Raw genomic sequence first — 23,521 nt, 5'->3', positions numbered from 1 at the left:
CCGCTTATTCTGCCCCGAACAGCGCCGCGATCTCGCGGATCGCGGCGCGCACAGGGCCGGAGAGGCCTTCGCCCAGCGCCGTGCTTTCCGGCTGCACCGCCAGCACGGCGATGCGCGCGCGGGTCTCCGCCTCCACATAGCGGATCGCCAGGTGGAGCGTCATGTCGTGCGTCGTCAGGCCGCCGGCACCCAGATCGTCCGCATGCAGCAGCGCACAACTGCCTGGGTCCGCGCCGAACTCGACCGCATCAACCAGCACGACCGTTTCCGGGCGAAAGGCCACGATCTTGCCCATGTAATTCTCCGGTGCGGCGCCGGCGTCGATCTTGAGCCAGGCCTCCCGGGGCGGCAACGCCGACACCAGCGCCGGGCCCAGCCCATCGTCCCCGCGCAGGGGATTACCCACGCCCACGATCGCGCAACGGTGGGCCAGCAGGGCCCGCAAGGCGATGGAAACCTCGGGGCTCACGGGGAAGACCGCCCGGCGCGCGTATCGTGGTCCAGCGCCGTTTCGCGCCGGCAACGCGCGCACAGGATCTTGAAGCGATCGGGCCGCCAGCCCTCCTTCGTGGGACCGCCGGGATAGGCGTCGACCAGGCCGAGCTCACGGAGTTGCGCCAGGTACAGCGTCGGGCTCGCGTAGGTCAGTTCTCCCAGCCGGGACGCCAGCCAGCGCAGGTGATCCCAGGTGGCGATCGCGGCGCCGCAGCATTCGCAGCACGCCAGCGGCTTCTCGATGCTCTCGCGCGCGGTCCGGCGCTCGAAGCAGGCCAGGTCCCAGGCGTTGGTCAGGCGAATGCCACGCCCGCCCGCGATGCAGTGCGCCTCGCATTCGCCGCAGAATATGCAGGTGTCGGTATAGTGAATCATGATCCGGCGCGGCCCGCGATCGCCCTCCAGCACATCCTCGTGCGCGATCGCGCCGGCCGGGCAGACCGCCTCGCAGGCCAGGCAGCCCAGACACGCCTCGGCGTCAAACACCGGCTGGCCCCGAAATGCAGCGGGCGGCGTGTGGGGCGCGGCCGGAAAGGCGGACGTGTACGGGCCGGCGAACACCACGCGCACGGCTTCGCGGATCTCACGCACCTTGGGATACTTCATGATCCGTTCCTTTTCCCGCAGCGGCGGGCGGGACCTCCGGTTGCCCATCCCGGGCCGCCGCGTAGTCGTCGCAGACCGAACCCGGCGCCAGCGGAATGCCCGCGCGGCAGGCCCCCCGCGCGAGGGCGTGCGCGGCGACGGGCGCGGTGAGCAGAATGAAGAGGGCGCAGAGCAGGGCCTTGAAGCCGGTGGCGGACAGTCCCGCGATCGCGAAGACGCCCAGGAGAATGCCGCAGGTACCGAGGGTGACGCATTTCGTGGCCGCCTGGAGGCGGCAATAGACATCAGGCAGGCGGACCAGTCCCAGGCAGCCCAGCAGGTCGAAGGCGACGCCGAGCGCGATGAGCGCGATGCCGATCCCCTCACGCATCATAGCGCCTCCCTTCCAGGTGTTTCGCGAGCGCGAGCACGCCAATGAAGCTCTGGAGCGCCCAGGCGATGGCGATGTCCAGATACCAGCTGTGGCCGCTGGCGATGCCCAGCACCGCGCAGATGCCCACGATCAGCACGCCGAGTATATCGATCGCCATGATCCGGTCGGCGACCGTGGGTCCCGCAAGCACCCGCAGCAATCCCAGCACCGCGCCGATCAGGAGCACATGGATGGCGCGCGACGCGTGAGCGGCCACGCCATCGTCCAGCACCAGGGGCAGCGTGGGCGGCGCCAGCAGCAGCGCGCCGAGCACAGCCGCCAGGACAATCAAGCCCAGGGTCCAGCGCAAGGTCTTCACGATAGCCTCTCCTATTCGAAGATTTCTTCCAGTATCCGCTCAAAACGCCGCGCAATGCGCTCGGTCGCCTCGGCGGGATCGCGGGTTGTCACATCCAGCCAGTGGATATACAGCAGCCCCGCCTCCCGGTCGATGTCGACCGTCATCGTGCCGGGGGTCAGGGTGATCGAGTTGGCGAGAAAGGTCAGTCCCGCGTCGCTCCGCAGGCGCGTGCGCACGGTGACGATCCCCGGATGAATGGGCAGGGCCGGGTGCAGCACGCGGCGGGCCACGTCAAAATTCGCCCGCAGGCATTCCCACGCCAGCACGGGAAGGTAGCCCGCAAAGAAGTAAAGATAGCGGCGGGGATGCCGCAGCAGGTGCGGGCGCGTCAGGAAGAAGTGGCCCGCGGCGCCGGCCGCGACCGCCGCCACCGCAACGCCGACCACGAGGTGCGCCGGGTCGGGCGGCCAATTCAGGAGGCACCAGGTCGCAAACGCGGCGAGAAAGAGTAGTAGCCGGGTAGCCATCATTTTCCCTCCATCAGGGCCGTGTCCGCGTAGGCGAGCCCCTGGGCCAGCGCGGAGACCGCGGGTTCGAGCAACATTTCGCGCGGCCCATCGAGCAACAGGAGGCCGCCGAGCGCGCAGAGCGCCGCCAGTAGCACCATGGGCGCCCGCATGGTCCAGGGAACCTCGCGGACTTCGGCCAGTTCGGGATTCAACGGCCCGAGGAAGCCGTATTTCATGACTTTCATGAACGACGCGAGCGTCAGTATGCTCGCGATCACGGCCCAGACCGCGTAGCTGTAGTATCCCGCCTCTACCGCGGCCACAATGATGATGAGCTTGCTCCAGAAGCCGTTGAAGGGTGGAATCCCGGAAATGGAGAGTGAGGCGGTCAGGGTCGTCGCGCTGGTGAACGGCATGCGCTGGGACAGCCCGCCCAGGCGCCGCAGGTCGCGCGTGCCGGTTGCATAGGCGACCGCACCGGCGTCAAGGAAGAGCAGCGACTTGAACAGCGCGTGGTTCAGCAGGTGGAAGAGGCCGCCGAGCAGGCCGAGCGGGGTGCCCAGGCCGATGCCCAGCACGATGTAGCCGACCTGGCTGATTGAGTGGTAGGCGAGCAGGCGCTTGAAGTCCCACTGCCCGACCGCAAGCAACACGCCGGCGACCATCGAGATCGCGCCGAGTGCACGCAAAACCGGCAGGGTGGCGTCCAGGTTGCCGAGCACGTTGAAGAATATCCGGGCATTCGCGTAGATGCCCAGCGCCTTGATGAGGACGCCAGAGAGCATGGCGGAAATGGGCGCGGGCGCCGAGGGGTGCGCGTCGGGGAGCCAGGCGTGGAACGGGGCCAGGGCGGCCTTCAGGCCGAACCCGGTGAGGAACAGCACGGCGACCAGCGCGGACGTGTGGTCTTCCCGCCGCCCCTCAAGAGTCCGGGCCAGGTCCGCCATGTTGAGCGTGGCGGCCCGGCTGTAGATCAGCGCGATGCCCAGCAGGATGAACAGCGAAGCGACCGATCCCATGATCGCATATTTGAAGGCGGCCTCCAGTTCCTGGCGTTCCGTGCCGAAGGCGACGAGCGCATAGCTGGCCACGGAGGCGATTTCGAGAAACACGAAGAGGTTGAAGAGGTCGCCGGTGGCCGCCACGCCGTTCATCCCGGCGACCATCAGGAGGAAGAGCGCCTGGAAGATCCAGCGGCCGGTGAAGCGGGCGATATAGGCCGGCGCGTAAAGCGCCACCACGAACGCCACCAGGTTGATGGTCAAGAGCACAAACACCGAGAGCCCGTCGAGCACGAAACTGATGCCGAGGGGCGGCGCCCAGCCGCCCGCGGCGTAGACCACCGTCCCGCCCGCGCGCACCTGGAGCCAGGCGGGCGCCACGAGCAGCAGCGCGGAGAGGGTGCAGACGCCGGCGGCCCATTCGGGCAGGCGGCGCGAGCCCGGCCCCGCGACGGCCACGAGAAAGGCGCCCGCAAGCGGAATGGCGACAAAGAGCGGGGCGATGTGATCCGCGATCATCCTTTTAATTCCTGTATATCGGCGGCGTCGGACCCGCCGTACTGTTCGCGCAGGCGGACGGCCATGGTGACCAGAAGCGCCGTTGTGGCGAGTCCGATCACAATCGACGTCAGCACGAGCGCGTGGGGCAAGGGGTCGCTCATGGGGAGCGCGGCCACGCCCTCAATCTGGATCGGCGGTTGGCCGCCGGTGCGATACGCCGCAAGAACGAAGAACAGGTTAACCGCGTACTCCATGATGATGACGCCGAGGATCATCTTGATCAGGTTGCGCTTGCACAGCACCCCGTAGAGGCCGATGGCGAACAGGACGAGACACAGCAGATACGGTGTCATGGCGTGTCCTCCGGATCCGGCTGGAACAGGACCAGCGCCAGCACGATCGCCGTCAGGCCCGCGCCCACCTTGATTCCGATTGCCAGATTCGACAGCGGTATCGTGCCCGCGCTGGCCAGCCGGAAGGGCGTTCCCGGCCCCGGGAAGTTCAGGAAGAAGGCGCCGGCCGCGATACCGGCCAGCGCAATGCCCACGAACAGCAGCGCGCCCAGCCCCTCCGCGATTTCCGCAAGGCGCAGCGATCGCCGCAACCGAAACGCGCCCGCGCCATAGGCCAGCAGCAGCTGGATCGCCGCCAGGGCGAGGATTACGCCGCCCGCGAAACCGCCGCCGGGGGTGAGGTGCCCGTGCGCGATGATGTGCAGGCCGTAGATCAGGATCAGGCCGGTCGTGAGGCGCGCGACCGTCTTCACAATCAGGGACATGCCGTGTTCCGGGCCGTTCATGGCGCCTCCTCCGAAGGTTCCCCGCGGCGCCCCCGCTTCCGGGCGACGGCGATTACGCCGAGCGCGGCGGTCACCAGTACGGTGGCCTCGCCCAACGTGTCATAGGCGCGGTAATCCAGGATGACCGAGGAAACCACGTTGGCGGCGCCCGTTTCGGCCAGCCCCCGGTCCACATAGGCCTGCGACACGACCATAGCGGGCGCGCCAAAGGGCGGCAGCTCCGGCGGGGCGCGCCACACCACCGCAAACAGGACCGCGATAAACAGACCCGCGACAACGGCGTTGGCCCGCCCGCCGCGCGCGTTGGCGTCCCTCTCGCCACCGCCCGCAACGCCCGCCGCGCGAATGAGGATGACCACGCTCACAATCTCGACGACGTACTGGGTGATGGCCACGTCCGGCGCCTGAAGCAGGAGAAAGGCCAGCGACAGCGCCAGGCCGGACGCCCCCACAGCGATGACCGACGAAAGGATTTCCCGCGCTTCCAGCGCAATGACCGCGCCGGCGATGGCCAGGATCAGCAGCAGGTAGATGGCGGCCATGTTGGGTTACCTCCAGAGCACGCAGAGCAGCAGCAATGCCGCCGCGATCATCCACGCGAGATAGCGGGGCAGCAGCCCGTTGTGCAATCCCGCGAGCGCGCGGTTCAGCCCGAGCGCGAGGCGTTTGCCCCATTCGTAAACGTCCAGATGCCCGTTGCGCGCGGCGCGGTACACACCGCGCAGAACGGGCAGGTTTTCGATGGTGTCGTAGAAATCGGTCCCGGAGAGGCGCATTTCGGGATGGGATGCGAGCCGCTCGCCCCCCACAAAAGGCTCCACGATCCGCACATGGCCACGAACAGCCGCCGCGTAGAATAGGGCGCCGCCGCCGAGGGCCAACAGGAGCGCCAGGGATACCCGCAGCGGCTGCCACAGCCCGGCGAACACCGGAACGTCCGGCACGGCGGGATAGACCAGGAGGTGGAGCGGTACGGCCCAGGCGAAAAGTCCAAACACAACGCACACCAACGCCAGCAGGGCCGCGGGCGCCCACATGATCGGGCTGGCCTCGCCGGCCACTTGCCTTGGCGGATCCGCGCTGGGCTGCCCGAGGAACACGGCGTGCGCGAGCTTCACAAAGCTCGCCAGGGTGAGCACGCTGCCGAACAGCGCGCAAATAATCCATACCGCCCACCACGGATCGCCGTCCCGTCCCCGTTCGAGCAGACCCTGGTAGATCATCCACTTCGAAGTGAACCCATTGAGCGGGGGAATGCCCGCAATCGCCAGGCTCGCCGTGCAGAAGATGGCGAATGTCCAGGGCATGGTCCGCGCGAGCCCGCCGAGCCGGTTGAGGTCGGTCGTGCCCGCCTGCCGTTCCACGTTGCCGGCGCACAGAAACAGGGCGGTCTTGTAGAGGGCGTTGTTGAGCATGTGAAAGAGCCCGCCCGCGATCCCGATCGGGTTACCCGCGCCAATTCCAACCACCATGTAGCCCACCTGGCTCACAGCGTGATAGCCGAGCAGGCGTTTAAGATCGTGCTGCACCAGCGCCATCAGCACCGCGCCAACGATGGTGACGCTTCCGATCGCCAGCAGAACAGCGTGCGCCCACGGCGGCAGCACGAAGGGGCCGGTGTTCAGGCGCAACAGCAGGTAGATGCCCAGCAGCTTGTCGGCGGAGGCGGGGAGAAAGGCCGTCACCGGGACGGGCGCGTGCTCGGCGGTGTCCGCGACCCAGGAATGGAAGGGCATGGCGCCCGCCTTGGCCAGCGCGGCCGCGGCCAGGAGGAGGTACGCCCAGATCGCTTCGGGCGTGTCGAGCGCCAGGTGTACCTGGTCCAGGTACAGCGGGCTGTCCAGCCTCCAGAGGAACGCCAGGCCCAAAAGCATGAATGCGTCTGTCGCGCCGAGGATGATGAAGGTTTTTTTTGCGGCGGCGGCCGCGCCCTCGGTTCGGGGCATGCCGATCAGCAGGTACATGAAGAGGCCGGTCGCGCCCCAGCACACCGCCAGCACTATAAGATGGTTGGCCAGCACCGCGCCCACGGACAGCAGCGCCGTGGCCGACAGCGCGGCGTAGAACCGGACCCGGCCGCCCCGCCCGCGCAGGTAGCCAGCGGCGTACACGGCGATCAGGACGAAGAATACGCCGAGCCCGCCGGCGGCCAGCCCGGAAAGCCGGTCGATGACGATATGGGCGCCGGTATCGGGCATGGTGCGGTCATCCTTTCCTCAACCGTTCGGTTTTTTCCTGGCACAGGCGCACGAGCTCCGCGCCGGTGTAGCGGCGTTTCCCGCCGGGGTCGTACACCCCCATGCGCTCGGTGCAGCAGTAACACGGGTCGATGGCCGCCAGAATGATGGCCGCGTCGGAGATCATCGATCCCACCACCGTCTCCTGGAAGGTGGGCAGGTTCATGTAGGTCGGCGCGCGCACCTTGTGGCGCACGGGGAGGTTGGTCCCGTCGCTCCGCACGTAATGGAAACACTCGCCGCGCGGCGCCTCGACATGGCCGATGCCCTCGCCCGGCGGAATGTGCTTCACGTTCAGGTCGATGGGGCCGTCCGGGAGCGATTTGAGGCAGTAGCGGAGTATTTTCACGGACTCCAACATCTCGCGGAGCCGGATGACGAGCTTGTCGTACACATCGCCGTTCTCGGCCGCGATCAGGTCCCACTCCATATCCCCGTAGGCGCCGTAGGGGGAATCCTTCCGGACGTCGCGGCGCACCCCCGAGGCCCGCGCGGTCGGCCCGAGCGCGCCCCAGGCGAGCGCGCCCGCCTTCGAGAGCATGCCCACGCCGGCGGTCCGCGCGTGAATCACCGGATCGTCCCGCACCGCGTCCAACAGCATCTGGAGCGTGGGAACTATGCCCTCGATCTTCGTCAAAACGACCGGGATGTCCTGCGGACGGATATCCCGGCGCACGCCGCCCGGCTTGAACATCGCGTAGTTGTTCCGGTTGCCGGAGAGGATCTCCATGACGTCGAGGATTTCTTCCCGCAGCTTCCAGCCCCACATGAACACGGTGTTGTAGCCCAGAAAATGGCCCGCCAGCCCGAGCCAGAGCAGGTGCGAGTGAATGCGCTCGCCCTCGGCGATAATGGTGCGGATGTACTGCGCGCGCGGCGGCGCCTGAATCCCCTCGATATCCTCAACCGCGAGCGTGTACGCGTAGGGGTGGCTCGTGGAGCAGATGCCGCAGATCCGTTCGACCACGAAGGTGGACTGATCGAAAGTCTTCCGCTCCGACAGCTTCTCAATGCCCCGGTGGTTATAGCCGAGCTCGAGGTCGGCGGCGACCACGCGTTCGCCCTCGATCGTAAGCCGGAAGAATTCCGGCTCCTCCTGGAGCGGATGATAGGGCCCTATCGGTATGACCTGCGTCGCCATTACACACCTCGATTCCGGATCGCCCCCGCGTCCCACTCCGCGTAATCCTGGCGCAGCGGGTAGGAATCCGCCGGCCAGTCATCGGGAAGCAACAGCCGTTTCATGCCGGGATGCCCGGTGAACGTGATGCCGAGCATTTCGCTGATCTCGCGCTCGATCCAGTTCGCGGCGGGCATCGCCTCCGCCAGGGAGGGCAGCACGGGATCCGATTTCGGGACGCGCACGCGCAGGGTCAGCACGAGGTCGATGTCCTCCACGGTAAAGTGGTAGAGGACCTCCAGCGCGTCACGGCCGTCGACCCCCGAGGCAATGTTGAAGCGCGCGCCGGCCTCCGAAACCAGCCAGCGGGCAAGCCGGGGCAGCGCCGCGGCCCGGATCTCGGCATAGGCCCGCGCGGGCGCCTTGTCCTCCAGCGCCACCCAATCCTCCCCCGCGCGGGCGCGCAGCGTGTTGAGTATCGATTCGCGGTTCACGGGGCGCGGTCTCCTTTCGCCGTAACGCGGCCCACCAGCCGCACGATGCCCGCGAGGACGGCCTCCGGCTTCGGGGGGCAGCCCGGTATGTAGAGGTCCACCGGGATGATGTGGTCGAGCGGAACCGGGCAGTTGTAGCTCTCGATGAAAATCCCGCGCGACATCGCGCACTCCCCGATGGCGACGACGAGACAGGGCTTGGGAATCTGCTCGTAGAGGCGCTTGAGGCGCGCGGCGGATTTCCGGTTGCAGGATCCCGTGACCAGGAGCACGTCGGCCTGTTTGACGCTGCCGGCCAGCAGCATCCCGAAGCGCTCCACGTCGAAACGCGGACACAGGCAGTCGAGCACTTCGATGTCGCAGTTGTTGCAGCTTCCCGTCGAGCAGTGGAACACCCACGGCGCGTTGCAGACGGCTTTCAATGCCGCGGCCGACATATCACCAGCCTCCCAGCGCCAGCAGCACAGCGGCGACCGCCAGCGCGGTTATGGGCCCCCAGAACAGGCGCAGGGCCTGGTCGATGCGGAGTCGCGGGTTCGTATTCCGGATCACCGTGGACAGCGCGATGATCGCCGCGAATTTCACCAAGCCCCCGGCAAACCCCACCAGGGTCGGCGGCGCGCCCCCGAGAAACAGCGCCATCAGGAACAGCGGCGCCACGGCCAGCAGCATGGCGTGGCTCAGGCGGTAGACGGCCAGCGGCGGGCCGCCATAGTCGATCAGTGCGCCGCCGCCGATCTCCGTTTCGGCTTCGGCGAGGTCGAAGGGAACCAGCCCCAGCTTTGCCTGCATCCACAGGACGCCCACCACGAGCGCCAGCGCACCGGAGAGATGCACGGCCACGGCCCCGCCTTCCGCCTGCGCCGAAAGGATCGCGCCCAGGCGGATTTCGTACCCGGCGTGAATAACCGGAACCAGCAGCGCGATCAGGAAGGGCAGTTCGCAGGCGAGCAGCAGCTTCATCTCGCGCGCGCCGCCCAGGCTCGCCAGCGGATTGGCCGAGGCAAAACCGCCCAGCATGATGGCGAGGGACGGCAGTGTGAGCAGGTAGAGAACGACAATGAGGTCGCCGAGGTCGCCGTCCCCGGGAAGAAAGATCGCGCTCCAGAGGATGGACCCCGCCACGGTCACCCCGGCAAGCCCGACCAGCGGCGCGCCGAGGAATACAGCGGGCGCGGCCCCGTCGGGAATCAACGTCTCCTTGTGGCGCAGCTTGACCAGGTCGCGGAACGGCTGCGCCAGGGGCGGCCCGGTGCGGTACTGCACCCGCGCCGTCACGACGCGGTCCAGACCGCTGGCCGCCAGGCCAATCAGCGCGCTAAGAAAAAGCCGAAGATCGCTATGAAAAGCGTGCTGGCCATGTTCAATCCCGTTTCCAGTGGGTTACGTGGACCGCAAGATACGGCCCGACAAATACCGTGTGCTCGTCCTCTTCCAGTTCCGGCGGCGCCAGGCGCAGCGCCCAGTGCGGGCAGGTTTCCACGCAACGCGGCTCGCTGCCCTCCGCCCGACGATCGAGGCAACCATCGCAAATGTGGTGCAGAATCGGCACGCACTCCGGGTATATCGTGCCGTAGGGGCAGGCGTGCGCGCAGGAGTGGCAGCTGATGCAGCGCATGGCGTGGCGCACGAGCAAGCGACCGCGCCCCGGCTGCTGCTCCAGCGCGCCGGTGGGGCAGGCCGCGACGCAGTGGGGCGATTCGCAGCGGCGGCACACCACCTGGTACGCCGCCATCTCCGCAATGCTCCGCACCCCGTTGTTTTCCGGGTGGTAGAAATAGCTGCACTGCGCCGTGCAGACGGGGCAGCCCGCCTCCGCGCAGATGTCGAGATCGATATAGAGCCGCCGCGTGGCGATGGCTACCGGCTGCTGTTGTTCCGCAAACAGGTTCATGGGTCGTCGCCCGGCGGGGGGTCAAATGGCCATCCCCGGTATTTTCCTTATCTGGTCACACGTGAAGACCGGGCCGTCGCGGCAGATGTACCAGGGGCCGATCCGGCAGTTGCCGCAAAGCCCGATCCCGCAGGACATATTCTCCTCCAGCGAGAGATAGATGTGGCGGTCCTGAAAACCCAGGGCGGCCAGTTTCTTCACGGCAAATCGCATCATGAGCGGCGGCCCACAGACCACCGCACGCGCCTCAGCCGCGTCCACGGGCAGGTCCTCCAGTATCGTGGTCACCACGCCTACATGGCCCGGCCAGTCGGGGCTGGCCTCGTCAACGGTGAGCTTCACATCCACATCCGCACGCGCGGTCCACGATTCAAGTTCCTCGCGAAAGAGCAGTTCGCGATCATTCCGGCAGCCGCCCCGGAAAATGAGGCGCGCCAGCCGATCGGATCGTTCGAAGAACGCGTACATCAGGCTCCGGAGCGGCGCGAAACCGCACCCGCCGCCGACCACCACCACCTCGCGCCCGTCGAAATCCTCCAGCGGGTACCCGTTCCCCAGCGGGCCGCGCACACCCACCCTATCCCCGGGCTGGAGCGCGTGAATCCGCTCCGTCACCCGCCCGACGCGCATGATCGTGACTTCCAGCGTCTTCCTGTCCGACGCGCTGGACGAGGGCGTGAAGGGGGCCTCCCCCACGCCGGGAACCGTCACCTCGATGAATTGTCCCGGCGCAAAGACGAGCGGCTCCGCCGGCTCCAGCCGGAAGGTCTTGATCGACGGAGTTTCGGCGCGGACCTCAAGCACCCGGGCCGATAACGGCCGGTATGGATTGATCGCGACGGCCATGATCCACCATCTTCCGCAGCACGGACCGAATATCAATCCGGGCGGGACAGGCGGTGACACAGCGCCCGCACCCGGTGCAGGCGATGATCCCCGCCGTTTCAGGAAAGTAGGAAAATTTCTTGTCAAAGCGGTTGCGCAGGCGCATCCAGAGCTTCGCCCGGGGATTTCCCCCGCCCGCGCAGCGTGCGAAATCCTTCAGGAGGCATGCGTCCCAGGTCCGGAAGCGCGCGTTTTCTCCGGCATCGAGGGTGTCGTGCAGCAAAAAACAATGGCACGTGGGGCAGACGGTATTGCACGCGCCGCATTCGACACAGGCCGACGCCAGATCGCGCCAGAACCCGCTGTCGTACGCGCCGTCCATTACGCCGTCAAGCGCCGCACGGTCCGGCACGCCGGCGGCGGCGCACTGCGCGCGCACCTGGCGCTCGATCCGGCTTCGCAGCGTCTCCCGCGCGACGATATCCTCGTCGGCGGCGAGCGCGAACCATTCCGGATGTTCGGCGATCAGGCGGTCCCCCTTTTCCGAGGCCGACACCGCGACATACCCGCGCGGCACGGGCGTCAGGTTCAGATCGAAATCCACCCACGCGTGGGGATGCTCGCCGATCGCCGTGCAGAAGCAGGTTTCCCGCGGCGCGGTGCAGTCCGAGGCGATGATCAGGCCGCGCGCCCGCTCCCGCGCGTACAGGGGCTCGTGGGGGGCTTGGCCGAGAAAGGCCGCGTCCAGCACGGCGAGCCCGTGCACGTCGCAGGCCTTCACGCCGACCAGGCATACGGGTTTCTCGGAGGATTCCGCATCATCGCCCCCGAGGCCGAGGGCGACGCGCTTCCGCGGGGGAAAGAAGAAGTCCCGGGCGGATTCGCTGGCCCGGCAGACGCCCAGGTCGGCGGCAATGGGCGCTCCGGGTTCGTAGCGCGTGAAGTGGAGGGCACCGTTACGGTTCACCGGAACGAAGACGCGGTAGCTTCCGCACGCCCAGGCCAGGAATTGGTCGAGGCTGGTTTTCGAAACGAGGTACACGCCTCCTCCTTTCGAAACAACCCGAACGCGGGCGCGCCCGCCAACCCCTGCGGGCGGCGTTTGGCCGCGCCCGCCCCCCGCACACGGCGCCTTGTTCCCCGGGCCGCGCCAGCGGCGCCGCGGGGCGTATCGTGCGCTTGTCTTTATTGTAGCAGGTTTTGGCCAGGCTTCAAGGGAAAAACCGGTCGCCCAGGGTAATCGCGTTTAAACTTCCAACTTGAGCCGAGCGCCCCATGAACCATCTTTAATGTAAAAAAGGGCGCGTGTTTGAGCGCTGGCATTTCGCCTGCGGCGAATCCCTGACCTTGCCGGCACAGATGCCGGCGCTCCAAAACGCTCACTATCGTTGATTCAAGGTTCCAAATCGACTCAAGTTTACGTCCATATACCAAGATCGCGTTTAAATGCGATTGCCCTGCACGGTCGCCGTCACTCCTGCTCGCGCACCCGGATTTCGGAATGGCGGATCAGGCTCTTGATGCGCTGGATCAAGGTCCCCGAGAGCTCGACGCCTTCCCGGGCCAGGAAGCGCCCCTCGTCGTCGTACACGTTTTCGGCGGTGACGAGCCCTTCCCGCAATTCCGCGACGGACACCGGAAAAGCCGTGGACTCGGATCGGAGCCGCTCGTCGAAGTATTCCACGGCCAGGGGGACCAGCGCGGGATCGTACATGCGCCCGCGCTCCTGGAGGAGGTGGTTGTGGAGCGCCTGGACCCGGTCACCGTCCGGGTTGTGCATTAGAAAGGTGTCGCACCCATCGGCAACCCGGAGGATCCGCGCGCCGAGGGGGATCTGCTCCCCTTTCTTTCGCGCCGGGATGCCCGTGCCGTCGAAGTTTTCGGCGTGGTTTTCGACCAGTTCGACTACGGGCTTGCCGTCCTTCAGCTCGGAAAGGAACACGGCGCCGATATCAGGGTAGCGGTCGTAGAACTTCCGCTCTTCGGCGTCCAGCGACCACGGGGGCTTGTGCCGGATGGCGTCCGGCATGCCGAAGGCCCCGATTTCGTGGAGCAGCGCCCCGATCTTCAAGTTCAACAGGGCGTGCGGCGGGTAATCGGCAAGCTGCGCGATTCCGTTGGCCGCGCTTTCGACGCGCGTGGCGTGGCTACGGCCGGAGTGGCCCACCTGCTCGATAAGGTTGGCGAGGATGCGCACGGACCCGAGATAGCCGCTTTCGAGGATGTCCCGCTGCTTGTTCAGATCGGAAATGGTGGTTTCGAAACTGCGGGTGACCTCCGCCAGTTTTTCCTGGAGCAGGTTCGCGGTCCCGGTGAGCTGTTCGGAGAGCTGCTGGCGCATGTCCCCCGGCGCGCCGGTGGATTCCGAAAGCTCGCCGCGCTTGCGGAGCAGGTGCCGGATGCGCACCGCGAGGAGCACGAAATTGAAGGGTTTGGTGATGACGTCGATCGCGCCCCGGTTGTATAGATCCTTGATCACCCGAGCGTCGGTCACGCCGGTGATGACCACAAAGGGGATGTCCCGCCCGGCGCCCTTGAGTTCCATCATGAGCTTGTGCCCGTGCATACGCGGCATGCGCAGGTCCGAAATGACGATGTCGTACCGGGAGGCCTCCAGGCGCTCCATCGCGGCCACGCCGTCGGGCACGGTGTCGCACTCGACGCCTTCGCCTTTCAGTGCGCGCTTCAGCAGGCGGCACACATCGGGGCTGTCATCCACGACCAGGGCGGTATAGGTTTCCTCGCTACTCATCGGATACTGGCGCCGTTTCCTCGCTGCCCGGGTCCCATGTCGTGCGTGCCGCCGGTCGTCCGGCCCGCCCCGCCCCGGGCATTCCGGCATTATACCGTTTCGGCCATGCGATGCCCACCCAATGGGGGCGCCGGTGAAAAAGGGCGCGCCCCCAGCGGGTTTGGCCCGTTGGGGGCGCGCAAGCTATGTGATCATTGCGCCGCGATTACTCGATCACGGCGATTTCGGCGCGGCGGTTCTGCTGGCGTCCGTCCCGCGTGGTGTTGGGCGCGGCGGGCATCTCCTCCCCGTACGCCTTCGTGGACACGCGGTCCTGGCTTACCCCGCGGGAAAGCAGCGCGGCGCGCACGGCATCCGCGCGGCGCTGTGAAAGGCCCATGTTGTAGGCGGCGGCGCCCGTGGAATCCGTGTGCCCCTGGACGCTCAGGAGGATGCCCGGCGTGGACTTCACCTGGCCGGCGACGCGATCCAGCAGGTCGTTGTATATGGGCTTGACGTTCGATTTGTCCGTATCGAAGTAGACGATGCCCAGCACGCCCCGCACGCCTTCCGGCGTCACCACCTCGATGATCGCGAGATCCTGGAAAAACACGTCGCGGATGAACTGGTCCATGCCGCCCACGGATGCGATGGAATCGCCATGCCGGTAGGAGCCGCAGGGCGTGATGCTTGCCAGATCCAGCAACAGCTTGCCGCCGTCCGCGTCATTCCCCACCTGCACCGTGTGGATGCAGAGGTTTCCGCCGTACGCCATTTCGACCGCCGTGTCCAGCAGGGGCTGTGGCGCGGTCTTGCCGTCGGACACGACAATGAGCGCGCGGTTGGCCGTTCGCGAGAAGTATTTGTCGCCGGCGTAGGCGATCGCTTCGTTGAGCGGCGTCGAGCCCGCGATGAATTTCAGATCATCCGAGGCCCCCTCCAGCGCGGGGCGGTCCAGCGGCCGCGCGCCGTAGTCCAGCCATTCAAAGGTCCATTCGCCGCCAAAGGAAAGCAGGCCGGCCCGGTACGTTCCATCGGGGAAGGCGCGCACCATGGACTGGGTCAGCGCCTTGGCGTAGGCGAAGGACGTGCCCGGAAACATCGAGCCCGACGCATCCACCACAACCATCACCTCGTGCAGCGATACGCGTTCCCCCTCCCCGGGGACGGTCACGGGGGCCGTGGCGACGGTCTTGTTTCCCATGGTGGTGCAGCCGGCGACGGCCAGGCCGGTGGCCAGCAGCGCGGCGGCGCGGAAATAGTTCGAAAGCATGGTCGACTCCTTCTCGATCAAGTAACCCGGTTGGCAATTCCCCACGAAGTTTTAGGTTCGACATTCATAGTACGGTTCCAACCCGCACGTGTCAACTATTTTCCGAGCCAATTCGGCGGCAAATGCCTTGACACCCCGACCGGACTGTGTGAGAATTAAGGTGTATGGTTGCCTCCGGGCCTAAACTCCCGTGGCGGCCCGACTTGGGAGATTCGCAGCAGCATGAGCCTGGACATCGGCGGCATAGCCAGCGCGATAGCGGCGCTGCCACCGGCTGGCGGGTACCGGCCGGATCGCCCCGCCACACCCGGCGATCGCGGCGGCGAGAATGCCCCCCGGCTCATTGAGGAACCCGAAGCCCCCCCGGTGCGGGTCGGTTTCGGCGAAAACACCCTCTCCCCTTCCGGCGCGGCGCTCCGGACGCTCGACCGCAACCTGGAAGCCGCCAGCGAACTGGTGCCCACCGTGCAGGAACTCCGCGAACGCGCCCGCCTCAACCAGGCGCAGCGGCCGGACGCCATCGATCCGCGCGCCGAACGCCCCCCGGACGCGGAACCGCGCCAACCGGAGTTTGTGCGCCCCGAGCCCAACCCTTCGGCCCGGGAATTCGTGGCGGGCCTTAGCAATGACGCGCCGGACCGCCCGAATGATGCGGCAGCCACGCCCGGTTCCGCTCCCGCGCCGACCGAGGCGCCGGCCCCGGAGGCGCCTCCCGGCCCGCAAACGCGCCGCCTGGACCTCCAGGCCTGAATGCCGGTCGGGCTGATGGCCGGCATTGGGAACCGCCGCGCGATTCTGGTGTTTCAATCACCGTAACGCAGTGAAACGCCCGCGGCGCGGAGCCGCTGGAGGAGTTACCCATGGCCAGTCTGCACCCCATCGGCCCCGAATCGTGGTCCCTGGCAAGCGCCCGGCACCTGCTGAACCGCGCGGGTTTCGGTGTGCCCCATTCGCTGGCGGTACGCCTGTCGGAAATGGCGCCCGAAGCCGCCGTAGACCACCTCCTGGGCTACGAGAACGTGCCCTTCGCGTACCCCGAGCCGGATTTTCTTATTCCCGCGCTCACCCAGCAGGAGCGCCGGGCGAAACGCCGGGGCCTGGGCGAGGAAGAGCGGCGCGCCCTCCAGCAGGAGGAGCAGCGGAAGGAACGGGAGGCCCTTCGGAGGCTCCAGGCCTGGTGGATCCAGCGCATGCGCGTCAGCCCGCGCCCGCTTGAGGAGAAGATGGCCCTCTTCTGGCACGGGCACTTCGCCACCTCGGCCCAGAAGGTGCGCGCTTCCCAGCACAACTACGAACTGCTGGAGGTCTTCCGCCGGAACGCCACGGGCAATTTCAGGACGCTGGTCACCCACGTGGGGCAGTCGCCCTGCATGCTGCGGTATCTCGACAACGACCGAAGCACGAAGCAGAAGCCGAATGAGAACTGGGCGCGCGAGCTGATGGAGCTCTTCACGCTGGGCCAGGGGCAATACACGGAGGAGGATATCAAGGAAGCGGCGCGCGCCTTCACCGGCTGGAGCAGCGACGGGCGTTCGTTCCAGTTCCGGCGCCAGGCCCACGATTCGGGCGCCAAGACGGTCTTCGGGCGGACGGGCAATTTCGACGGCGCCGACATGATCGATATCCTGTTCGAGCAGGAAGCCCTCGCCCCCTTCATCTGCGGCAAGCTCTGGAAATTCTTTGCCAGCGAGAATCCGGATCCCGACGTGGTCGCGGCGCTTGCCAGCACGTTTCGTGAATCCAGCTTTGAATTGAAGCCCGTGCTGCGGCAAATCTTCCTGTCGGAGGCCTTCCACGCGCCCGAAGTGGTGGGTTCTCAGATTAAGAGCCCGGCCCAGTTCGTGGTCAAGCTCACGCACGACCTCGCCCTCGACACCGTGCCCCCGGTGGCCATGGTGCAGGCCACCGCGCGCCTCGGGCAGGACCTGCTCCACCCGCCGAATGTGAAAGGGTGGGACGGCAACCGTGCCTGGATCAACGCGAATACCCTGCTGATCCGCTACAACCTGCCCGCCGATCTGGCTTCCGCCGCCACGCGCGGCCACAACCAGAGGATGGCGGGCGGCGGCGACGCGATGATGATGGCGCCCGCCGGGGCCGACCCCGAACTGGCGCCGCCGGCGATGACCATGACGCCCGCCGAGAAAAAAGCCGCCGAGGACCCGCGCGCGGCGCTCCGCGAGCAGATCCGCGAGAAACTCAAGGGCCTCCCGCGGGAAGAACGCCAGTTCAAACTCAAGATCCTGCGCACGGGCAATCCCGCCCAACGCCGCGCCCTGCTCAAGGAGCTGGGCCTGGAGGCGCCCGCCGAGTACGACCCGCTGAGCGATATGTTCGAGGGCATGACCTTCACCACGGCGGGCGAGTGCATTGCGCAACTGGCCGAACGCCTCATCGGCGCGCCGCTCGCGCACGATCAGCGTCAGACGTTGCTCCAGGCCCTCGGCGTTCCCGACGCCGGGATGCCCGTGACGCCGGAAAACCTGCCCGATCAAAAGCGCAACGAATTGCTTCACCTCATGACGAGCCTGGCCGAATACCAGCTCTGCTGACGCCAATACGCGGTCCCAGCGACCGGGGAGAATAGACACATGCCTCTGACACGCCGCGATTTTATGAAGGGCCTGGCCGTTTTTTCGGGCCTCGGCCTCGCGCCCAAGTTCCTGACCGACGTCTACGCCGACACGGCCCAGGCCATCCAGGGCTTCAACGACGGCCGCGTCCTCGTGGTGGTGCAGCTCGGCGGCGGCAACGACGGCCTCAACACCGTTGTGCCCTTCGAGAACGACCTCTACTACAATGCGCGCCCGAACCTCGGCCTCCGGCCCGGGCGCCTGCTGAAACTGAACGATCAGCTCGGGCTCAACGACGCGCTCAAGCCGATCATGCCCCTGTACGACCAGGGCCAGCTCGCCGTCATCCAGGGCGTCGGTTATCCCAACCCCGATCGCTCGCACTTCCGGTCCATGGAAATCTGGCACACCGCGAGCGACTCGGACGAATACCTGGGCGACGGGTGGATCGGGCGCTACTTCGACAACAACTGCAGCGGCTCCGCCCAACCCCAGGTGGGCCTCGCGCTCGACGCCGAGCGCCCCCAGGCCTTCGGCAGCGCCCTGGGCTACGGCGTCTCCACGACCGACCCCGGAAAGTTTGGCTGGAACGCCGGCCAGGGCGCGGACTCCACGGCGGCCTTTGAAGCGCTCAACACCGGGGCCACCGGCAACCCGACGCTCGATTTCCTCCGGCACACCACCACCGCCGCCGTCCAAAGCTCGGGCGAAGTGCGCGCCGCCGCAAAACGCGGCAAGGTCCAGATGGACGGAGGCCGCGGCCGCGCCGCCCGCGTCAACCAGCTCGACACCGTCGCCGGGCTCATCCGCGGCGGCCTCGCCACCCGCATCTACTACGTGTCCACCAGCGGCTTCGACACCCACGCCGGCCAGGGCGGGCGGCACGAACAGCTCCTCGGCGACGTCGCCAATGCCCTCGCCCGGTTCCAGCAGCAACTCGAGCGCGACGGGACCGCCGACCGCGTCACCACCATGGTCTTCTCCGAGTTCGGGCGCCGCGTCAACGAAAACGGCAGCGGCGGCACCGACCACGGCACCGCGGCCCCCATGTTCCTCCTCGGCAGGAACGTCCGCGGCGGCCTCCACGGCCAGACCCCCGACCTCGCCGACCTCGACCGCGGCGACCTCAAGTTCAACACCGACTTCCGCCGCGTCTACGCCACCGTCCTCGAATCCTGGCTCCACGCCGACCCCAAAGCCGTGCTCAAGGACAGCTTCGAGCCCATGAACCTCATCACCTGAACAACCGACAAACGCCCGCGGGCGCGTGAAGGAGCGCTGGTATTTTGCCTGCGGCGAATCCCTGACCTTGCCGGCGGAGATGCCGGCGCTCCAACACGCTCACTTTTGTTGATTCGAGGCTCCGGATCGACTCAAGTTCACGCCGATATGCCGAGAGCGGGTTTAAGTGCGATTGCCCCGCGGGCCGCGTTTCGTTTGATACACGCGCAAGCGGGTGCTATACTACGCGCCCCGCACCAGAAGCCCCGCGCTTCTCCCCCGGGCGATTAGCTCAGCTGGTTAGAGCACCTGTCTTACACACAGGGGGTCAGAGGTTCGAATCCTCTATCGCCCACCATTTATTCATCGCCTGCTCGGGCGCCTGGCGGGGCGGGAATTGTGACGCGCCAGAGGGGCTGCCCGATGCGCTCGCTGTTCAGGAGCAGTTCATCCCGGTTTCGCCCGAAACAGACCGTCTCGCCGTTCTCTCGCCTGGGCAATGTCAGCAACGTTGACGCCCCTTTCAGCGCCTCCCCCCATTCCTGGTCCGGGTCTCGGTCCACCACCAGCGCCCCCCGCGCGGATATGAGCACGAGACGATGGTTGTCGGGCGCGATATCCATGGCGGTCGCGTAGGGTGTATCCAGTTCGCCGATCCGCCGTGCAACGGCCGATGTCGTTCCCGCTTCCAGGGTCAAGGGAATCGTGTACACGCCGCAATCGAGGGGCGTGGATTTCGACTTCGAAACCAGGAGAATCTCTCGGCGTTCCGTGTCCACCGCCACGCTCTCACAATTGCGCGGGCCATCTTCATACTCGAAAAGAATGGTGGCGTGCACGGGGACGGCGTCCTGCTCGCTTCCGACTTTTAGCGCGGGCTCATGGAGCAGCAGCAGGCGACAGGCGCGTTCGGGCCCGCTTTCCGGCGCGCCCAAACGCCGGTGGCTCGCGTTGTCCCCCACGTCGCCGACCAGCAGCCAGGGCTCGCCTTCGAGGGTGAAGCTGCACATGTCCTCCCAATCCAACGGCATGGGGACATCCGCCAGATGGAAAACACCGCGGGTGTTCCCCTCCATACCGACAAGAAAAAGCCTTGCCGTATCGCCGGAATCGTTATGGATCCAGACCGCGTCGGGTTCCCGCCGGGAAAGCGCCAGGCCGCTGGATTCGAGGATCCGTTCATCCGATATCACACATACCTGCTCCGCTGGCGCCTCCAAAGCCGTTTCGCCGTGAAGCGGCCCGCTTACAGCGAGGGCCACAAGCGTCGCCAGTACGATTCGAGTGGTGGAGGGACGCATCATCAGGCAGGGACCTTCGCTGAGGTTTGGGCCATAGTCGGGAACAGTACTTTCCGCAAGTGCAGCCAGACGCCGCATTGGACGGCTCCGCGGATTATCGCAAGCGGGCGCCGACAGTACAAGCGGGTCGTGTAAAGAAATTCGTCCCGGAACGTGGAGGCGTATTCCGGGTCTGCCCGGCGGCGGCACAGCCGCATACGCATGCACCCGGTCCATCCAGGCCTGTTTTCCTCAACGATACCCTCAGTTCATTTGCCAGATGGTGAAATTCAGGAACGCGGCGAAAGAGCTCCACGCGAGATAGGGCGCCAACAGTAGAGACGCGATCTTCGAGCGCCGCCAGAAGAGGACCATCGTCGCCACGATGGCGATCCAGAGCAGCAGGATCTCCAGGAACGCAAAGCCCGGATTCCGGGCGCCAAAGAAGATAATGGACCAAGCCGTGTTGAGCGCCAGCTGCGCCAGAAAGGTGAGCAACGCCCCGCGCGTCTCGGACCAGCGGCCCGTCCGCCAGACCAGAAACGCCGCAACCCCCATCAGCGCGTACAACACCGTCCATACCGGGCCAAACACCCAGGAGGGCGGGGTCCAGTCGGGCTTCGCAATTTCCCGATACCACGTCCCGACGGAGGAGGCGGTGAAGGCGCTCCCAATGCCCGCCGCGCCAAAACACAGCGCCTGGGCCAGCACAAAGGCGCCCACGTTCTTGATGGCTCGAATACCCATACGCACGCTCACAACTCCGGGCCCGGGCCGCCAGAACGGCGTCCCGTGAAAAGACAAGGCGGATGCACTGCAAGGCACGGACGAATTCGCCCGCTAAAGAAACCAGAAGATGAAACCGGATACCGCCAGCAGCATGAAGACCAGCGCCCACCCGAGAATCCCGCCAAAGGGGAAGATCTCGTGGAAGAGGCGCACCTGAACGAGCGTCTGGGGCAAGGTGAACAGGTCCGCGAGCCCGAAGGCTTCCTCTTCCCCGATAGCCATCCAGAACTTGCCCGATTCGCCGCCGGGCAGATAACCCACCAGGTAATAGCGACCGGTGACGGGCGCGGCCAGCTCCACCGCGGGAAACTGCCACGACGTTGTGCCCGTGAATTCCTCCTCGAACACAACAGGCGCCTGGTCATCCGTGAAGAAAACCTGCCCGCCATAGCCCTCGGGCACGGCGAAGGGAACCTCCACCGCCGGAAGACCCGGCCCAAGCAACGCCATCGCGGGCCGGAGCGCCCCGAAACGGTCGATCTTGGGCACGCCCGGCTGCAGGTACAGCGGGGTCCCCTGACGGGCCTCGAAGGTGAACCAGAGCGCCGGCGCCCCGGGCGTCGCCTCATGATACCCCACGTAGGACACCCCGGGGTCGGGCACGTCATGCGCCGTTTGGGCGTCGGTCGGACCGCCATCAATGACGACCGGCTTGTGCGCCCACGCCTCGCCACAGGCGAACGCGAGAATGAGACACATCAAGGAAACGGTGAACAAGAATCGGGACATGGGCGCACTCCCTTCCGTCAAACGGTTCCCCCGTAGGCCAGTCCACGCGCGGACCGGCGCGGTATCCGACTTCTTGATCGTACACCAATTGACGGAGACCATCAATACGTTTGAGGGACGTAAGACCCGCCCCCGTCGCCACGGCGGACGGCACGCCGCACGTCATCCAAGCCCCCGTCTTCCGGGGCCAGGTCGTGATCCGGCGCGGGCCGTTGGGGCAGGCGCTGGCGGCGGTCTTGCGCGCGGACAATGCGCCCGTTCAGGGCACGGACCGCTTCGTCCTGGAAGCGTCGAACGCCTGCCTTGTGGACGATGTGAACATCGGCGACGGGGTGTCGCTTTGCTTGCGGACCCTCATTAGAGAAGAACGCTTGGACTTGCTCAACGTGGGAGACTATTCTAAGAGGAGCACCCTCCGGACCAATGAATACGGCATGAAAGTACAGTATAACGCGAGATTCCAAATTCTGTAATAATTGATTCGTTCTATATGCCCTAAGGGAGACACAAGAATTGAGAGCACACATAATGACACGTCTACTAAGGGGAGAGCATATCGATATGGAAGAAAGATTAAGACATGGACTTTCCATAAATGAAGGGCTTCTCTATTCAGAAGTTTTGGAGCACCTGGCTAGAGTTCTTGAAAGCGTTGAACGGTTTCCTGCCGCTCCACAAGAAGAAAGCGGAGAGAATCCAATGGAGGGGGTCTTAATTCACCGGGAGGCCCAAGGTAGGTTTAGATCCTTTTCTGCCCATACGAACCCAATTGACCCGACATTGGTGGCACACCGATGTTCGCGTGTGTTTGATTCGGCAGTTGCCGCTGCTGAGTACTATCTCAAATGGGAGCTTAAACTGCCGGGAGATCTGGATGGCTGGAAAGTCCGAGCATAGTACGTGTGTAGTACATAGATATGAGCTTACCTCCATCCTTCGACAGGTTCCGGGGCGAATCAACATGCCCAAGCACGATGGAAGATATGGTCTGCCTACGGATATCGATGGGGGCCGGGGCGCGTGCCGTTCCTTGAACCGCGGTAGTTGCACGCTGTCGATCACTTACAGATTACAGCATCATCGGGTTTTGCCTCGCCAGGTAGTGATTATCTGGTTGCTTTACTGCTTTACCGCTTAAAATAGCGATAGCTCAGGCGCGGGAACTTGTAGTGGTGGCATTGGCTCGCAAGGGATAGAAGTTGATGGGGTCTGGGGCGAGGCCCGAGGGATGTTTGGTTTTTCACCCAGTACCGTCATTCCCACGAAAGTGGGAATCCAGCAGGTGGCGGTGGTGGTGGCGCGGTGGTAGCGAGTCGCCCGTCATTCCCACGAAAGTGGGAATCCAGCAGGTGGCGGTGGTGGTGGCGCGGTGAAGTCGTGGATCCCCGCGTTCGGGGTTGTCGGTTTACTCAATTCACTCTACACTATGGAAGGATTGAGCAGATCCGTCATCCCCGCGAACGGGGGGATCCAGGAACACGATCCCACAAACCTCGGAATTCCACTGGATTCCCGCGTTCGCGGGAATGACGCTCAGGACAGCAGCACAAACTTGCAGGTTTTGAGGCGTTCGCACCAGTTAAACCGACAGCCCCGTTCGCGAGGATGACGAAAGTGGCGGTGGCGAGTCGCCCGTCATTCCCACGAAAGTGGGAATCCAGCAGGTAGCGGTGGAGGTGGCGCGGTGAAGGCGTGGATCCCCGTTTTCACGGGGATGACGAACGTGGCGGA

27 protein-coding genes and 1 tRNA gene are annotated in these 23,521 nt (G+C 65.9%); 6 read left to right on the top strand and 22 right to left on the bottom strand.

Annotated features, from left to right (window positions below; all coding sequences use genetic code 11):
- Window positions 1–4: 4 nt before the first annotated feature.
- From KF886_00530 to KF886_00440, 19 genes are all read right to left on the bottom strand, one after another.
- On the bottom strand, window positions 5–469 hold the full coding sequence (locus tag KF886_00530; GenBank protein ID MBX3175821.1) for a hydrogenase 3 maturation endopeptidase HyCI: 465 nt from the start codon (window positions 467–469) through the stop codon (window positions 5–7).
- Window positions 466–1,101 (bottom strand): 4Fe-4S dicluster domain-containing protein, encoded by a 636-nt coding sequence (locus tag KF886_00525; GenBank protein MBX3175820.1) that lies wholly within the window; start codon window positions 1,099–1,101, stop codon window positions 466–468. Before KF886_00525 ends, KF886_00530 begins: the two co-directional genes overlap by 4 nt.
- Complete coding sequence (mnhG, locus tag KF886_00520) at window positions 1,079–1,474, bottom strand: monovalent cation/H(+) antiporter subunit G (GenBank protein MBX3175819.1); 396 nt, start codon at window positions 1,472–1,474, stop codon at window positions 1,079–1,081. Before mnhG ends, KF886_00525 begins: the two co-directional genes overlap by 23 nt.
- Window positions 1,464–1,832, bottom strand: a complete 369-nt coding sequence (locus KF886_00515) for a multiple resistance and pH regulation protein F (protein ID MBX3175818.1) — start codon at window positions 1,830–1,832, stop codon at window positions 1,464–1,466. Before KF886_00515 ends, mnhG begins: the two co-directional genes overlap by 11 nt.
- A gap of 11 nt (window positions 1,833–1,843) precedes the next feature.
- Window positions 1,844–2,344, bottom strand: coding sequence for a Na+/H+ antiporter subunit E (locus KF886_00510; protein MBX3175817.1), 501 nt, complete (start codon window positions 2,342–2,344; stop codon window positions 1,844–1,846).
- Entirely contained in the window at window positions 2,341–3,843 is a 1,503-nt protein-coding gene (locus tag KF886_00505) for an NADH/ubiquinone/plastoquinone (complex I) (GenBank protein MBX3175816.1), read from the bottom strand. The genes KF886_00510 and KF886_00505 overlap by 4 nt, the downstream gene beginning before the upstream one ends.
- Entirely contained in the window at window positions 3,840–4,178 is a 339-nt protein-coding gene (locus KF886_00500) for a cation:proton antiporter subunit C (protein ID MBX3175815.1), read from the bottom strand. The genes KF886_00505 and KF886_00500 overlap by 4 nt, the downstream gene beginning before the upstream one ends.
- Window positions 4,175–4,624 carry a hypothetical protein gene (locus KF886_00495; GenBank protein ID MBX3175814.1) on the bottom strand — a complete coding sequence of 150 codons (450 nt, stop codon included), beginning with the start codon at window positions 4,622–4,624 and terminating at the stop codon, window positions 4,175–4,177. The genes KF886_00500 and KF886_00495 overlap by 4 nt, the downstream gene beginning before the upstream one ends.
- Window positions 4,621–5,166, bottom strand: coding sequence for a DUF4040 domain-containing protein (locus KF886_00490; GenBank protein MBX3175813.1), 546 nt, complete (start codon window positions 5,164–5,166; stop codon window positions 4,621–4,623). Before KF886_00490 ends, KF886_00495 begins: the two co-directional genes overlap by 4 nt.
- A 6-nt stretch (window positions 5,167–5,172) precedes the next feature.
- Complete coding sequence (locus tag KF886_00485; protein MBX3175812.1) at window positions 5,173–6,822, bottom strand: NADH dehydrogenase; 1,650 nt, start codon at window positions 6,820–6,822, stop codon at window positions 5,173–5,175.
- Between the two features lie 7 nt (window positions 6,823–6,829).
- Entirely contained in the window at window positions 6,830–8,002 is a 1,173-nt protein-coding gene (locus tag KF886_00480) for a nickel-dependent hydrogenase large subunit (GenBank protein MBX3175811.1), read from the bottom strand.
- Complete coding sequence (locus KF886_00475; protein MBX3175810.1) at window positions 8,002–8,475, bottom strand: NADH-quinone oxidoreductase subunit C; 474 nt, start codon at window positions 8,473–8,475, stop codon at window positions 8,002–8,004. The genes KF886_00480 and KF886_00475 overlap by 1 nt, the downstream gene beginning before the upstream one ends.
- Window positions 8,472–8,912 (bottom strand): NADH-quinone oxidoreductase subunit NuoB, encoded by a 441-nt coding sequence (gene nuoB / locus KF886_00470; protein MBX3175809.1) that lies wholly within the window; start codon window positions 8,910–8,912, stop codon window positions 8,472–8,474. The genes KF886_00475 and nuoB overlap by 4 nt, the downstream gene beginning before the upstream one ends.
- A 1-nt stretch (window position 8,913) precedes the next feature.
- On the bottom strand, window positions 8,914–9,843 hold the full coding sequence (locus tag KF886_00465) for an NADH-quinone oxidoreductase subunit H (GenBank protein ID MBX3175808.1): 930 nt from the start codon (window positions 9,841–9,843) through the stop codon (window positions 8,914–8,916).
- Window positions 9,839–10,369, bottom strand: coding sequence for a 4Fe-4S binding protein (locus tag KF886_00460; protein ID MBX3175807.1), 531 nt, complete (start codon window positions 10,367–10,369; stop codon window positions 9,839–9,841). Before KF886_00460 ends, KF886_00465 begins: the two co-directional genes overlap by 5 nt.
- A 21-nt stretch (window positions 10,370–10,390) precedes the next feature.
- Window positions 10,391–11,215, bottom strand: a complete 825-nt coding sequence (locus KF886_00455) for an FAD/NAD(P)-binding protein (protein MBX3175806.1) — start codon at window positions 11,213–11,215, stop codon at window positions 10,391–10,393.
- Window positions 11,166–12,236 (bottom strand): 4Fe-4S dicluster domain-containing protein, encoded by a 1,071-nt coding sequence (locus KF886_00450; protein ID MBX3175805.1) that lies wholly within the window; start codon window positions 12,234–12,236, stop codon window positions 11,166–11,168. Before KF886_00450 ends, KF886_00455 begins: the two co-directional genes overlap by 50 nt.
- A 429-nt stretch (window positions 12,237–12,665) precedes the next feature.
- Window positions 12,666–13,946: a response regulator gene (locus KF886_00445; protein MBX3175804.1), complete on the bottom strand. Its 1,281-nt coding sequence runs from the start codon at window positions 13,944–13,946 to the stop codon at window positions 12,666–12,668.
- 205 nt (window positions 13,947–14,151) lie between these two features.
- Window positions 14,152–15,198: an OmpA family protein gene (locus KF886_00440; GenBank protein ID MBX3175803.1), complete on the bottom strand. Its 1,047-nt coding sequence runs from the start codon at window positions 15,196–15,198 to the stop codon at window positions 14,152–14,154.
- A gap of 222 nt (window positions 15,199–15,420) precedes the next feature.
- On the opposite strand from KF886_00440, the gene KF886_00435 reads away from it, so the two are divergent.
- From KF886_00435 to KF886_00420, 4 genes are all read left to right on the top strand, one after another.
- Window positions 15,421–15,948, top strand: a complete 528-nt coding sequence (locus KF886_00435; GenBank protein ID MBX3175802.1) for a hypothetical protein — start codon at window positions 15,421–15,423, stop codon at window positions 15,946–15,948.
- A 110-nt stretch (window positions 15,949–16,058) separates the two neighbouring features.
- The gene (locus KF886_00430; protein MBX3175801.1) at window positions 16,059–17,750 is read left to right on the top strand and encodes a DUF1800 domain-containing protein; all 1,692 of its coding nucleotides are present in this window, start codon (window positions 16,059–16,061) and stop codon (window positions 17,748–17,750) included.
- Window positions 17,751–17,789: 39 nt separating this feature from the next.
- Window positions 17,790–19,013: a DUF1501 domain-containing protein gene (locus tag KF886_00425; protein MBX3175800.1), complete on the top strand. Its 1,224-nt coding sequence runs from the start codon at window positions 17,790–17,792 to the stop codon at window positions 19,011–19,013.
- A gap of 260 nt (window positions 19,014–19,273) precedes the next feature.
- A tRNA-Val gene (locus KF886_00420) sits at window positions 19,274–19,350 on the top strand.
- Between the two features lies 1 nt (window position 19,351).
- On the opposite strand, the gene KF886_00415 is transcribed toward KF886_00420, so the two are convergent.
- The 3 genes from KF886_00415 to KF886_00405 form a co-directional block, all read right to left on the bottom strand.
- Window positions 19,352–20,185 carry a hypothetical protein gene (locus KF886_00415; GenBank protein ID MBX3175799.1) on the bottom strand — a complete coding sequence of 278 codons (834 nt, stop codon included), beginning with the start codon at window positions 20,183–20,185 and terminating at the stop codon, window positions 19,352–19,354.
- A 351-nt stretch (window positions 20,186–20,536) separates the two neighbouring features.
- Window positions 20,537–21,019 (bottom strand): tryptophan-rich sensory protein, encoded by a 483-nt coding sequence (locus KF886_00410; GenBank protein ID MBX3175798.1) that lies wholly within the window; start codon window positions 21,017–21,019, stop codon window positions 20,537–20,539.
- A 93-nt stretch (window positions 21,020–21,112) separates the two neighbouring features.
- Window positions 21,113–21,790, bottom strand: coding sequence for a hypothetical protein (locus KF886_00405; GenBank protein ID MBX3175797.1), 678 nt, complete (start codon window positions 21,788–21,790; stop codon window positions 21,113–21,115).
- 110 nt (window positions 21,791–21,900) lie between these two features.
- Here KF886_00405 and KF886_00400 point away from each other — a divergent pair, with 110 nt between their 5' ends.
- Entirely contained in the window at window positions 21,901–22,263 is a 363-nt protein-coding gene (locus tag KF886_00400; GenBank protein MBX3175796.1) for a hypothetical protein, read from the top strand.
- Between the two features lie 40 nt (window positions 22,264–22,303).
- A complete protein-coding gene (locus KF886_00395; GenBank protein MBX3175795.1) occupies window positions 22,304–22,687 on the top strand; it encodes a hypothetical protein in 384 nt (127 codons plus the stop codon).
- Window positions 22,688–23,521 lie beyond the last annotated feature (834 nt).

It is taken from the genome of Candidatus Hydrogenedentota bacterium, assembly GCA_019637335.1.
Lineage (GTDB): Bacteria > Hydrogenedentota > Hydrogenedentia > Hydrogenedentales > JAEUWI01 > JAEUWI01.
This window is presented reverse-complemented; position numbering and strand designations above follow the sequence as displayed.